This window comes from Citrobacter sp. Cm038 (assembly GCF_030333105.1).
Taxonomy (GTDB): Bacteria; Pseudomonadota; Gammaproteobacteria; order Enterobacterales; family Enterobacteriaceae; genus Citrobacter; species Citrobacter murliniae.
The window spans coordinates 232752-246411 of sequence record NZ_JAOWGO010000024.1 but is presented as its reverse complement, the minus strand read 5'-3'; the positions used below and the strand labels follow the sequence as shown (position 1 = coordinate 246411).

13 protein-coding genes are annotated in these 13660 nt (G+C 50.9%); 10 read left to right on the top strand and 3 right to left on the bottom strand.

Translation table 11 applies throughout. The annotated features are described in order from the left end of the window. The first annotated feature begins 17 nt into the window (after positions 1–17). The 9 genes from murC (at position 18) to mutT (ending at position 10735) form a co-directional block, all read left to right on the top strand. Complete coding sequence (gene murC, locus OGY01_RS18495; RefSeq protein WP_045439815.1) at positions 18–1493, top strand: UDP-N-acetylmuramate--L-alanine ligase; 1476 nt, start codon at positions 18–20, stop codon at positions 1491–1493. Continuing rightward, positions 1486–2406: a D-alanine--D-alanine ligase gene (locus OGY01_RS18490; RefSeq protein WP_225760467.1), complete on the top strand. Its 921-nt coding sequence runs from the start codon at positions 1486–1488 to the stop codon at positions 2404–2406. The genes murC and OGY01_RS18490 overlap by 8 nt, the downstream gene beginning before the upstream one ends. 1 nt (position 2407) lies before the next feature. Continuing rightward, complete coding sequence (gene ftsQ / locus OGY01_RS18485) at positions 2408–3241, top strand: cell division protein FtsQ (RefSeq protein WP_045439820.1); 834 nt, start codon at positions 2408–2410, stop codon at positions 3239–3241. Next, positions 3238–4500 (top strand): cell division protein FtsA, encoded by a 1263-nt coding sequence (ftsA, locus tag OGY01_RS18480; protein ID WP_003018755.1) that lies wholly within the window; start codon positions 3238–3240, stop codon positions 4498–4500. Before ftsQ ends, ftsA begins: the two co-directional genes overlap by 4 nt. A gap of 60 nt (positions 4501–4560) precedes the next feature. Continuing rightward, on the top strand, positions 4561–5712 hold the full coding sequence (ftsZ, locus tag OGY01_RS18475; protein WP_003018753.1) for a cell division protein FtsZ: 1152 nt from the start codon (positions 4561–4563) through the stop codon (positions 5710–5712). Between the two features lie 100 nt (positions 5713–5812). Next, positions 5813–6730: a UDP-3-O-acyl-N-acetylglucosamine deacetylase gene (gene lpxC / locus OGY01_RS18470; RefSeq protein ID WP_045439825.1), complete on the top strand. Its 918-nt coding sequence runs from the start codon at positions 5813–5815 to the stop codon at positions 6728–6730. Between the two features lie 283 nt (positions 6731–7013). Further along, a complete protein-coding gene (gene secM, locus OGY01_RS18465) occupies positions 7014–7520 on the top strand; it encodes a secA translation cis-regulator SecM (RefSeq protein ID WP_048222056.1) in 507 nt (168 codons plus the stop codon). A gap of 60 nt (positions 7521–7580) precedes the next feature. After that, positions 7581–10286, top strand: coding sequence for a preprotein translocase subunit SecA (gene secA, locus OGY01_RS18460; protein ID WP_045439831.1), 2706 nt, complete (start codon positions 7581–7583; stop codon positions 10284–10286). A gap of 56 nt (positions 10287–10342) precedes the next feature. Beyond that, positions 10343–10735 carry an 8-oxo-dGTP diphosphatase MutT gene (gene mutT, locus OGY01_RS18455; protein ID WP_045439833.1) on the top strand — a complete coding sequence of 131 codons (393 nt, stop codon included), beginning with the start codon at positions 10343–10345 and terminating at the stop codon, positions 10733–10735. A 76-nt stretch (positions 10736–10811) separates the two neighbouring features. Here mutT and yacG read toward each other — a convergent pair whose 3' ends face one another. From yacG to coaE, 3 genes are read right to left on the bottom strand one after another with little or no spacing between them, the layout of a single operon-like run. Further along, a complete protein-coding gene (gene yacG, locus OGY01_RS18450) occupies positions 10812–11006 on the bottom strand; it encodes a DNA gyrase inhibitor YacG (protein ID WP_045439835.1) in 195 nt (64 codons plus the stop codon). Positions 11007–11015: 9 nt separating this feature from the next. Further along, positions 11016–11759, bottom strand: a complete 744-nt coding sequence (gene zapD, locus OGY01_RS18445) for a cell division protein ZapD (protein ID WP_045439837.1) — start codon at positions 11757–11759, stop codon at positions 11016–11018. Further along, complete coding sequence (gene coaE, locus OGY01_RS18440; RefSeq protein ID WP_048222054.1) at positions 11759–12379, bottom strand: dephospho-CoA kinase; 621 nt, start codon at positions 12377–12379, stop codon at positions 11759–11761. Before coaE ends, zapD begins: the two co-directional genes overlap by 1 nt. Before the next feature lie 225 nt (positions 12380–12604). Here coaE and OGY01_RS18435 point away from each other — a divergent pair, with 225 nt between their 5' ends. Continuing rightward, complete coding sequence (locus OGY01_RS18435) at positions 12605–13648, top strand: GMP reductase (RefSeq protein ID WP_048222053.1); 1044 nt, start codon at positions 12605–12607, stop codon at positions 13646–13648. Positions 13649–13660 lie beyond the last annotated feature (12 nt).

Below are 13660 nucleotides of genomic sequence, written 5' to 3'. Positions count from 1 at the left end.
AGTTAATGGCGTAAAGAATGAATACACAACAATTGGCAAAACTGCGTTCCATCGTGCCCGAAATGCGTCGCGTTCGGCACATTCACTTTGTCGGCATCGGTGGTGCTGGTATGGGCGGTATTGCCGAAGTTTTGGCCAATGAAGGTTATCAGATTAGCGGTTCTGACTTAGCGCCGAATCCGGTTACTCAGCAGCTGACCAACCTGGGGGCCACCATTTTCTTCAACCATCGTCCGGAAAACGTGCGTGATGCGAGCGTGGTAGTAGTTTCCAGCGCAATTTCTGCAGATAACCCGGAAATCGTTGCGGCACACGAGGCACGTATCCCGGTGATCCGCCGTGCAGAGATGCTTGCAGAGTTAATGCGTTTTCGTCACGGCATCGCCATTGCCGGGACGCATGGTAAAACCACGACGACCGCGATGGTTTCCAGTATCTATGCGGAAGCGGGGCTGGATCCAACCTTCGTAAACGGTGGTCTGGTGAAAGCGGCGGGTGTGCATGCGCGTCTGGGGCATAGCCGTTATTTGATTGCGGAAGCGGATGAGAGCGATGCGTCGTTCCTGCATTTGCAGCCGATGGTGGCGATTGTCACCAATATCGAAGCTGACCATATGGATACTTACCATGGTGATTTCGAAAATTTAAAGCAGACCTTTATTAATTTCCTGCATAACTTGCCGTTTTATGGTCGTGCGGTGATGTGCGTTGACGATCCGGTGATCCGCGAATTGTTACCACGCGTAGGTCGCCAGACAACGACCTATGGTTTTAGCGATGACGCAGACGTACGCGTTGAAGATTATCAGCAGATTGGCCCACAGGGGCACTTCACGCTGATGCGTCAGGGGATGGCCGATCTGCGCGTGACGTTGAATGCGCCAGGGCGTCACAATGCGCTGAACGCGGCGGCAGCTGTTGCCGTGGCAACGGAAGAGGGCATTGAAGACGAGGCGATCCTACGCGCGCTGGAAAGTTTCCAGGGAACCGGACGTCGTTTTGACTTCCTTGGTGAATTCCCACTTGAACCGGTAAACGGTAAAACAGGGACCGCGATGCTAGTGGATGACTACGGGCATCATCCAACGGAAGTGGATGCAACGATTAAAGCTGCACGTGCAGGCTGGCCGGATAAAAATCTGGTGATGTTGTTTCAGCCGCACCGCTTCACGCGTACCCGCGATCTGTACGATGACTTTGCCAACGTACTGACTCAAGTAGACACGCTGCTGATGCTGGATGTTTATGCTGCAGGTGAAGCGCCGATTCCTGGTGCTGACAGTCGTTCACTGTGCCGTACTATCCGTGGTCGCGGTAAGATCGACCCTATTTTAGTGTCCGATCCGGCTCAGGTGGCGGAAATGTTGGCACCGGTATTAACCGGAAACGATCTGATTTTGGTGCAAGGCGCTGGAAATATCGGCAAAATCGCGCGTTCCTTAGCTGAAATCAAACTGAAGCCGCAAAACCCGGAGGAAGAACAACATGGCTGATAAAATTGCGGTCCTGTTGGGAGGAACCTCCGCAGAGCGAGAAGTATCGCTGAATTCTGGTGCAGCTGTACTGGCCGGATTACGTGAAGGTGGTGTGGATGCACACCCGATTGACCCAAAAGAGATTGATGTCACTCTTCTGAAATCTATGGGCTTTCAGAAGGTGTTTATTGCGTTACATGGCCGTGGCGGTGAAGATGGCACCTTGCAGGGCATGCTGGATCTGATTGGCCTGCCGTACACCGGCAGTGGGGTCATGGCTTCTGCTATCTCGATGGACAAACTGCGCAGTAAGTTGCTGTGGAAGGGCGCAGGCTTACCCGTTGCGCCGTGGGTCGCATTGACCCGCGCTGAGTTCGAAAAAGGGCTTGGTGATGAAGTGGTTACGAAAATCTCTGCGCTAGGTTTACCGCTTATTGTTAAGCCAAGCCGCGAAGGCTCCAGCGTGGGGATGTCAAAAGTTGAAGAAGAAAATGCTTTGCAGAGTGCATTAGCATTGGCTTTTCAGCATGATGAAGAAGTACTGATCGAAAAATGGCTAAGTGGCCCGGAATTCACAGTTGCGATACTTGGCGAAGAAATTTTACCGTCAATACGTATCCAACCGGCGGGAACCTTCTATGATTATGAGGCGAAGTATCTGTCTGATGAGACACAATATTTCTGTCCCGCTGGTCTGGAAGACGAACAAGAAGCGGCTTTACAGGCATTAGTCCTGAAAGCATGGACTGCGTTGGGCTGTAAAGGTTGGGGACGCATCGACGTCATGCTGGACAGCGATGGTCAGTTTTATCTGCTGGAAGCGAATACCTCTCCGGGTATGACCAGCCATAGTCTGGTGCCCATGGCGGCGCGTCAGGCGGGCTTAAGCTTCTCGCAGTTGGTTGTACGAATTCTGGAGTTGGCGGACTGATATGTCGCAGGCTGCGCTGAACACGCGAAACGGTGATGAAGAAGAGGTTCTCTCCTCACGCCGCAATAATGGAACGCGTCTTGCAGGAATACTGTTTCTGCTGACAGTGCTGTGCACCGTGTTTGTGAGCGGCTGGGTGGTGTTGGGATGGATGGAAGATGCGCAGCGTTTGCCTTTGTCGAAGCTGGTATTGACCGGTGAACGGCATTACACGCGCAATGACGATATTCGTCAGTCCATTCTGGCGCTAGGCGCACCTGGAACCTTTATGACTCAGGATGTGAACATCATCCAGAGTCAAATTGAACGCCTCCCCTGGATTAAACAGGCGAGTGTCAGAAAGCAGTGGCCCGATGAATTGAAGATTCATCTGGTTGAATATGTGCCGATAGCGCGTTGGAATGACCAGCATATGGTGGATGCTGAAGGAAATACGTTCAGTATACCGGCTGGTCGAGCTAACAAGCAGGTATTACCTATGTTGTATGGCCCGGAAGGCAGCGCAAATGAAGTGTTGCAAGGGTTCCGCGATATGGGGCAGGTGCTGGCTAAGGATAGATTCACCCTGAAGGAAGCGGCGATGACCGCTCGTCGTTCCTGGCAGTTGACGCTGAATAACGATATTAAGCTCAATCTGGGCAGGGGCGATACGATAAAACGTTTGGCTCGCTTTGTGGAACTTTACCCGGTTTTACAGCAGCAGGCGCAAACCGATGGCAAACGGATTAGCTACGTTGATTTGCGTTATGACTCAGGAGCGGCAGTAGGCTGGGTTCCCTTGCCTCCTGAGGAATCTAATCAGCAACAGAATCAGGCACAGGCAGAACAACAATGATCAAGGCGACGGACAGAAAACTGGTAGTTGGACTGGAGATTGGCACCGCGAAGGTAGCCGCTTTAGTAGGGGAAGTTCTGCCCGACGGTATGGTCAATATCATTGGCGTGGGCAGTTGCCCGTCGCGAGGTATGGATAAAGGTGGGGTGAACGACCTTGAGTCAGTGGTGAAGTGCGTACAGCGCGCCATTGACCAGGCTGAACTGATGGCGGATTGCCAGATTTCTTCGGTGTATCTGGCGCTTTCAGGTAAACATATTAGCTGTCAGAATGAAATTGGTATGGTGCCGATTTCCGAAGAGGAAGTGACCCAGGAAGATGTGGAAAACGTTGTGCATACGGCAAAATCCGTACGCGTACGCGATGAGCATCGTGTTTTGCACGTTATTCCACAGGAATACGCCATTGATTACCAGGAAGGTATTAAAAATCCGGTGGGTCTTTCCGGCGTGCGTATGCAGGCAAAAGTTCATCTGATTACCTGCCACAACGATATGGCGAAGAACATTGTTAAAGCCGTTGAACGTTGTGGTCTGAAAGTTGACCAACTTATATTTGCCGGGTTGGCAGCCAGTTATTCTGTTTTGACGGAAGACGAACGTGAACTGGGTGTCTGCGTGGTGGATATCGGTGGTGGTACAATGGATATCGCCGTTTATACTGGCGGGGCATTGCGTCATACCAAAGTAATTCCTTACGCAGGGAATGTGGTAACCAGCGATATCGCGTACGCCTTTGGTACGCCGCCAAGTGATGCTGAAGCCATCAAAGTTCGTCATGGCTGCGCACTGGGTTCTATCGTTGGTAAAGATGAAAGCGTTGAAGTGCCAAGCGTGGGCGGTCGTCCGCCGCGCAGTCTGCAGCGTCAGACCCTGGCAGAAGTGATTGAGCCGCGTTATACCGAGCTGCTTAACCTGGTCAACGAAGAGATATTGCAATTACAGGAACAGCTTCGCCAGCAGGGTGTGAAACATCACCTGGCGGCGGGGATTGTGTTAACCGGCGGTGCTGCGCAAATTGAAGGCCTTGCAGCCTGCGCTCAGCGCGTGTTCCATACGCAGGTGCGTATTGGCGCACCGCTGAATATCACCGGTCTGACAGATTATGCCCAGGAGCCGTATTATTCAACGGCTGTGGGGCTGCTTCACTACGGGAAAGAATCCCATTTGAGTGGTGAGGCTGAAGTTGAAAAACGCGTTACGGCATCGGTTGGCTCGTGGATCAAACGACTCAATAGCTGGCTGAGAAAAGAGTTCTAATTTTTATGAGGCTGGCAAATATTACGGCCTCAGGCGACAGGCACAACGGAGAGAGAAACTATGTTTGAACCTATGGAACTAACCAATGACGCGGTGATTAAAGTCATCGGCGTCGGCGGCGGCGGCGGTAATGCCGTTGAACACATGGTGCGCGAGCGCATCGAAGGTGTTGAATTCTTCGCGGTGAATACCGACGCTCAGGCGTTGCGTAAGACGGCGGTTGGACAGACCATTCAGATTGGTAGCGGCATCACCAAGGGTCTGGGCGCGGGTGCAAACCCGGAAGTCGGTCGCAATGCGGCAGATGAAGATCGTGAAGCTCTGCGTGCAGCGCTTGACGGCGCAGACATGGTGTTTATCGCAGCAGGCATGGGTGGCGGTACCGGAACCGGTGCAGCGCCAGTGGTAGCTGAAGTAGCAAAAGATTTAGGTATTCTGACCGTTGCTGTCGTCACCAAGCCTTTTAACTTCGAAGGCAAGAAGCGTATGGCATTCGCGGAGCAGGGGATCACTGAGTTGTCCAAACATGTGGACTCTCTGATCACTATCCCGAACGATAAACTGCTGAAAGTGCTGGGACGCGGTATTTCTCTGCTGGACGCGTTTGGTGCAGCGAACGATGTGCTGAAAGGCGCAGTTCAGGGTATCGCCGAACTGATCACCCGTCCGGGTCTGATGAACGTTGACTTTGCAGACGTGCGCACAGTGATGTCCGAAATGGGCTACGCGATGATGGGTTCCGGTGTGGCGAGCGGTGAAGACCGTGCAGAAGAAGCGGCTGAAATGGCTATCTCTTCTCCGCTGCTGGAAGACATCGATCTGTCGGGTGCGCGTGGCGTGCTGGTCAACATTACTGCGGGCTTCGACCTGCGTCTGGATGAGTTCGAAACTGTAGGTAACACCATCCGTGCATTTGCATCGGATAACGCGACCGTGGTTATCGGTACCTCTCTGGACCCGGATATGAACGACGAACTGCGCGTCACCGTTGTTGCCACTGGAATTGGTATGGACAAGCGTCCTGAAATCACTCTGGTGACCAACAAGCAGGTACAGCAACCAGTAATGGATCGTTACCAGCAGCACGGTATGGCACCGTTGACGCAAGAACAGAAACCGGTAGCAAAAGTGGTAAACGACAATACGCCGCAGACCACCAAAGAGCCGGATTATCTGGATATCCCCGCATTCCTGCGTAAGCAAGCTGATTAAGAATTAGCTGGAATTTGGGAATTGTGCCTCTTTGTGCTAAACTGGCCCACCGAATGTATAGTACACTTCGGTTGGATAGGTAATTTGGCGAGATTATACGATGATCAAACAAAGGACTCTTAAACGTATCGTTCAGGCGACTGGCGTCGGTTTGCATACCGGCAAAAAAGTCACCCTGACATTACGCCCTGCGCCGGCCAACACCGGGGTCATCTATCGTCGCACCGACTTGAATCCTCCGGTAGATTTCCCGGCCGATGCCAAATCTGTGCGTGATACCATGCTCTGTACGTGTCTGGTCAATGAGCATGATGTACGGATTTCAACCGTTGAGCACCTGAATGCTGCTCTGGCGGGCTTAGGTATCGATAACATTGTTATTGAGGTTAATGCCCCGGAAATCCCGATCATGGATGGCAGTGCTGCTCCGTTCGTTTACCTGCTGCTTGATGCAGGTATTGAAGAACTGAACTGCGCCAAAAAATTTGTACGCATCAAAGAGACTGTTCGTGTCGAAGATGGCGACAAGTGGGCTGAATTCAAACCGTACAATGGTTTCTCGTTGGACTTTACCATCGACTTTAACCATCCGGCGATTGACTCCAGTACACAGCGCTATGCGATGAACTTCTCTGCGGATGCGTTCATGCGCCAGATTAGCCGCGCGCGTACTTTCGGTTTCATGCGTGATATCGAATATCTGCAGTCCCGTGGCCTGTGCCTGGGCGGCAGCTTCGATTGTGCCATCGTTGTTGACGATTATCGCGTATTGAACGAAGACGGTCTGCGTTTTGAAGATGAATTCGTTCGTCACAAAATGCTCGACGCGATTGGTGACTTGTTCATGTGTGGTCACAATATTATTGGTGCATTTACCGCGTATAAATCCGGTCATGCATTGAATAACAAATTGTTGCAGGCCGTCCTGGCAAAACAGGAAGCCTGGGAATTTGTGACCTTCCAGGACGATGCAGAACTGCCGTTGGCGTTCAAAGCACCTTCGACCGTACTGGCGTAACGACACAAGCTGTCGCATAAATTCGACTGGTAAATCTGGCACTCTCTCCGGCCAGATGAGCCAGTCGTTTTTTTATTGTATTGATTGACCACTACCTTTCCCGATGCAATTTTTTCTCTGTCACGACATTAAAATACAGTGCGTTCGCTGCTTTCTTAAGCATATTTAGCTGTGACTTATCGTCATTACTGCTGTGGAGCGTACACTTTAATGATAAGATTTGTGCGCAAAAAAAGTTTTGAATTCATAACCCCAAATTCAGGGTATATCAGGTGGCAATAACGTGAGTGGAATACTGACGCGATGGCGACAGTTAGGCAGACGGTACTTCTGGCCGCATCTCCTGTTGGGGATGGTCGCGGCGAGTTTTGGCCTGCCTGCGCTCGGTAATACTGCTGAACCTAATACTCCCGCAAAAGCGACAGCCAGTAATCACGATCAATCAGCTAAGGTTAACTTTAGCCAGCTCGCATTGCTGGAAGCGACTAATCGTCGTCCGAATTTTACCGTCGATTATTGGCATCAGCATGCTATTCGTACGGTCATTCGCCACCTATCTTTTGCCATGGCCCCTCAGGCGCTTCCCGTTGCCGAAGAGCCCTTGCCAATTCAGGCGCATCATCTTGCTTTGCTGAATACGCTCAGCGCGATGCTGACGCAAGAAGGCCGACCGCCAGCGACCGTAAGTCGCGTGACGTATGCACATTTTACTTCTCAAGCCGCGTTTAGCATCCCTGTCTGGATAAGCCAGCGACAGGGGATCCGCGCTGGCCCCCAACGCCTCAGCTAAAAAAGAACCTTCCAACTTATAATTTTTGACTCCGCACCGCGGGGCGTTTGAGATTTTATTATGCTAATCAAATTATTAACGAAAGTATTCGGTAGCCGTAACGAACGTACGCTGCGTCGTATGCGTAAAGTGGTTAACGTCATTAATGCGATGGAACCGGAGATGGAAAAACTCTCCGATGACGAACTGAAAGCAAAGACCGCCGAATTCCGTGCGCGTCTGGAAAAGGGCGCAAGTGTTGAAAGCCTGATCCCTGAAGCGTTTGCTGTTGTCCGTGAGGCGAGTAAGCGCGTGTTTGGCATGCGCCACTTCGACGTCCAGTTGCTGGGCGGTATGGTCCTCAACGATCGCTGCATCGCCGAAATGCGTACCGGTGAAGGTAAAACTTTGACCGCAACGCTGCCCGCTTACCTGAATGCGTTAAGTGGTAAGGGCGTACACGTTGTCACCGTCAACGACTATCTGGCGCAGCGTGACGCCGAAAATAACCGCCCGCTGTTTGAATTCCTCGGCATGACCGTGGGTATCAACATGTCAGGATTACCTGCACCTGCTAAGCGTGAAGCTTATGCGGCAGATATCACCTACGGTACCAACAACGAATACGGCTTTGACTACCTGCGCGACAACATGGCATTTAGCCCGGAAGAGCGTGTTCAACGTAAACTGCACTATGCGCTGGTGGATGAGGTCGACTCCATCCTGATCGATGAAGCGCGTACTCCGCTGATCATTTCCGGCCCGGCAGAAGACAGCTCGGAAATGTACAAAAAAGTGAACAAAATCATCCCGCATCTGATCCGTCAGGAGAAGGAAGATTCTGATACTTTCCAGGGCGAAGGCCACTTCTCTGTCGATGAGAAAGCACGTCAGGTGAACCTGACGGAACGTGGTCTGGTACTGATTGAAGAACTGCTGGTGAACGAAGGCATTATGGATGAAGGTGAGTCACTGTACTCTCCGGGCAACATTATGCTGATGCATCACGTGACTGCTGCTCTGCGTGCGCACGTCCTGTTCACTCGCGATGTGGACTACATTGTGAAAGACGGTGAAGTTATCATCGTCGATGAGCACACCGGTCGTACTATGCAGGGGCGTCGCTGGTCCGATGGCCTGCATCAGGCTGTCGAAGCGAAAGAAGGGGTGGATATCCAGAACGAAAACCAGACTCTGGCTTCCATCACATTCCAGAACTACTTCCGCTTGTACGAAAAACTGGCCGGTATGACTGGTACAGCAGATACCGAAGCGTTTGAATTCAGCTCTATCTACAAACTTGATACTGTTGTCGTGCCGACGAACCGTCCGATGATCCGTAAGGATTTACCGGATCTGGTGTACATGACTGAAGCTGAAAAAATTCAGGCAATCATTGAAGATATTAAAGAGCGTACCGCTAATGGCCAGCCGGTGCTGGTGGGTACTATCTCCATTGAAAAATCTGAAGTGGTCTCTAATGAGTTGACCAAAGCGGGTATCAAGCACAACGTTCTTAACGCCAAGTTCCACGCTAACGAAGCGGCGATTGTCGCGCAGGCGGGCTATCCGTCAGCCGTGACGATCGCAACTAACATGGCGGGGCGTGGTACGGATATCGTGTTGGGTGGTAGCTGGCAAGCCGAAGTCGCTGAGCTGGAAAACCCAACTGAAGAGCAGATCGCGAAGATTAAAGCTGACTGGCAGGTTCGCCATGACGCAGTATTAGCATCTGGCGGGTTGCACATTATTGGTACTGAGCGTCACGAGTCACGTCGTATCGATAACCAGCTGCGCGGTCGTTCTGGTCGCCAGGGGGATGCGGGTTCCTCTCGTTTCTACCTGTCGATGGAAGATGCGCTGATGCGTATTTTTGCCTCTGACCGTGTGTCTGGCATGATGCGTAAACTGGGTATGAAGCCGGGTGAAGCAATTGAACACCCGTGGGTAACTAAAGCGATTGCCAACGCCCAACGCAAGGTTGAAAGCCGTAACTTCGATATTCGTAAGCAACTGCTGGAATACGATGACGTCGCCAACGATCAGCGTCGCGCAATTTACAGCCAACGTAACGAGCTGCTGGACGTATCCGACGTAAGCGAAACCATCAACAGTATCCGTGAAGATGTCTTCAAAGCGACAATTGATGCGTACATTCCGCCTCAGTCACTGGAAGAGATGTGGGATATTCCGGGCCTGCAGGAACGTTTGAAAAACGACTTCGATCTCGAAATGCCGATCTCAGAGTGGCTGGATAAAGAGCCTGAGCTGCATGAAGAAACGCTGCGCGAACGTATTCTGGCGAATGCCATTGAAGTTTATCAGCGTAAAGAAGAAGTTGTGGGCGCTGAAATGATGCGTCATTTCGAAAAAGGAGTGATGCTGCAAACCCTCGATTCCCTGTGGAAAGAGCACCTTGCCGCGATGGACTACCTGCGCCAGGGTATTCACCTGCGTGGTTACGCACAGAAAGATCCGAAGCAGGAATACAAACGCGAATCTTTCTCCATGTTTGCTTCAATGCTGGAATCACTTAAATATGAAGTGATCAGCACCCTGAGTAAAGTTCAGGTGCGTATGCCTGAAGAGGTGGAAGCGATGGAGCAGCAGCGTCGCGAAGACGCTGAGCGTTTAGCGCAGATGCAGCAGTTGAGCCATAAAGATGACGAGTCTGCTGTTGCAGAAGAGCTGGCAGCGCAAACCGGCGATCGTAAAGTCGGTCGTAACGATCCTTGCCCTTGCGGTTCTGGTAAAAAATACAAACAGTGCCATGGTCGTCTGAGCTAAAAAAATAACTTACTGAAAAGGCGCAGAATTCTGCGCCTTTTTTATGGACGTACAATATGAAAACACTGCAAATCGCTGTTGGAATTATTCGTAATCAGCAGAATGAGATTTTTATTACTCAGCGCGCCGCTGATGCTCATATGGCTAACAAGCTGGAATTTCCCGGTGGGAAAATTGAATCAGGTGAAACACCTGAACAAGCTCTGATTCGTGAGCTACAGGAAGAGGTTGGGATTACGCCAATTCAGAGCCGGTTGTTCGAAAAACTGGAATATCAGTTTCCGGATCGGCATATCACATTGTGGTTTTGGCTGGTAGACAGTTGGGAAGGCACGCCGTGGGGAAAAGAGGGACAACCGTCTCAGTGGATTGCGCAAAACGCGCTGAATGCGGAAGATTTTCCGCCGGCAAATGAACCCGTTATTACGAAGTTAAAGCAAAATATGTAGTTCTTATGCCGGATGAGGCGACGCTGCCATCCGGCATAAAGCATGTATACCTGATGGCGCGCAGGTTTAAGTCTTACTATTCTTTTTCTTCGCTCCAGTCATCGCTTTCTGACAGATCGCCGGAACTGGGGATACGTTTCTCTTCTGCTGCCCACTCACCCAAATCAATTAGCTGGCAGCGTTTGCTGCAGAATGGGCGAAACGGACTGGTTTCAGCCCACACGACAGGCTTTCCACAGGTTGGACAGTTGACGATAGTTTGTTCAGACATATTCATTCCTTAACAGCATGCCAGGTCAAAATCGAGACGCTCGGGTACCTGGCCATTCTCACTATCCAGTGGCATAAAGCGGATGGCAAAACGGCTTTTATGGCCAGATATTTGCGGATAAAGCTGCGAATCAAGCGGCAATTGCAAACGCAGCAAATCTGCATCTTCGCCATTATCCTGATAAAACCCGTTCAAACTGGTCTGTTTGCGAAACGGTGCAGAATTACGGATTAAATCAAGAACCAGCGTCAGCGCCTGATTGAGGGGCTCCAGGCTGGCAATCCAGCGCCCGACCTGTTCGTCACGCTGCGCCTGCGATGAGTGCAACCAGATATGCAGAGTTGGTAAATCAAAACTGCAACACCCACCAGGAATACTTAAACGCTGGCGAACCAGACCAATTAAGCGATCTTCACGCAATGTTTGTCCGATGCGCGGGGCCGAAATTAAAATACTGCCTGCGTTTTTTAACTGCTGGCGCAGAGAGTCAATTCGGTTTTGATCGACGCCGGGAACTTCAACCCAGGCCTGAAGTTTACGCTGTTGTCGCTCCAGTTCTTTGAGGAGTTCGGTACGCACTTCACCCCGTTCAAAGACATCCAGTAAATCCCCAATGTTGCGGAAAAAATGCAGTGCATCTGCATGGTCTGCAATGGGTAAATTAACGGAGAGTTGCTGAGTTAGAAATTCAATGCGCAGCCATGTACGCATCTTCTCATTGAGAGGGTGTTCAAAAAGGACCTGGGTGTGCATTACGGTTTTTCCTGTGAGACAAACTGCGACGCGCATTGCAAATAGAGCGCGTGCAGGCGGGCAACATCCGAGACGATGGCATCCGGTGCGCCATTATTATCAATAACATCGTCTGCCACGGCAAGACGCGCTTCACGCGAGGCCTGGGCAGCCAGAATTTGTTCTACATGCTGGCGAGTCACATCATCACGCAGCATGGTGCGTCTGAGTTGTGTCTCGGGAGTAACATCAACCACGAGCACGCGATTGGCTTTTTTATACAATGAATTCTCAACCAGCAGAGGTACAACCCATAACAGATAAGGAGAGGTTGCTTGTTGAAACTGGCGCTGAGTTTCCTGCTGAATAAGCGGATGGAGCAGGGCATTCAGCCAGGCTTTTTCATCAGGATCGGAAAAAATACGTTCGCGTAAAATTCGCCGTTGTAACGATCCATCTGCAGCAATGAGTTCGGAGCCAAAATGTTCGGCAATCGCCTTGAGCGCTGGCATACCTGGTTCGACCACCTGACGCGCAATAATATCTGCATCAATCACGTTTATTCCGAGGTCAGCGAACGCATTCGCAACGGTACTTTTACCACTGCCAATACCGCCGGTTAAGGCTACCGTATACCTCATAGATCCAGATCCTGGAGTTTAAGTTTGATTATCAAACAGTTAAAAGTTAAGCATGCGAAGGCGAGGCTGTTGCAGGATTAACCTACTATTCGCCAGGTAAATTTATGGGATTGTAGCGTAAAAAAAGAGAATTTCGCAGTCTTGCGCGGTATTGATTAGTGCGTATGATAGCGTCACTGGAGTTGTGAGTTTCGATTTTTAGCCATTAACCCCAGGAATCCGCACATGCGTATCGAAGAAGATCTGAAGTTAGGTTTCAAAGACGTTCTTATCCGCCCTAAGCGTTCTACTCTCAAAAGCCGTTCCGATGTTGAGCTGGAACGTCAATTTACCTTTAAACATTCAGGTCAGACCTGGTCCGGCGTACCTATTATCGCCGCGAATATGGACACCGTCGGGACATTTGCAATGGCTACGGCACTTGCATCCTTCGACATCCTGACCGCTGTGCACAAACACTATTCTGTAGAAGACTGGGCTGCTTTCATCGCGGGTACTTCTGCTGATGTACTGAAACACGTGATGGTTTCAACCGGGACCTCTGACGCTGATTTCGAAAAAACCAAACAAATCCTGGCCCTGAATCCTGCGCTGAACTTTATCTGCATCGATGTGGCAAATGGTTACTCAGAGCACTTTGTGCAGTTTGTGTCGAAAGCGCGCGAAGCATGGCCGACAAAAACGATTTGCGCGGGTAATGTCGTTACCGGCGAAATGTGTGAAGAACTGGTGCTTTCTGGTGCTGATATTGTCAAAGTTGGTATTGGTCCAGGTTCTGTTTGTACCACGCGTGTAAAAACCGGTGTGGGCTATCCACAGCTTTCTGCTGTTATTGAATGTGCTGATGCCGCTCACGGTCTGGGCGGAATGATTGTCAGCGACGGCGGCTGCACGATGCCCGGTGATGTGGCAAAAGCGTTTGGTGGCGGTGCAGACTTTGTGATGCTTGGTGGCATGCTGGCCGGTCACGAAGAAAGCGGTGGTAAAGTGGTCGAAGAGAACGGTGAAAAATTCATGCTGTTCTATGGTATGAGTTCTGAATCCGCCATGACGCGCCACGTTGGTGGTGTAGCACAATACCGTGCAGCGGAAGGCAAAACCGTTAAGCTACCGCTGCGTGGCCCGGTTGATAATACGGCTCGTGACATCCTTGGTGGTCTGCGTTCTGCCTGTACTTACGTAGGTGCTTCCCGCCTGAAAGAGCTGACTAAACGTACAACGTTTATTCGTGTTCAGGAACAAGAAAACCGTGTTTTCAATAGTCTGTAAAAACAGATAGTC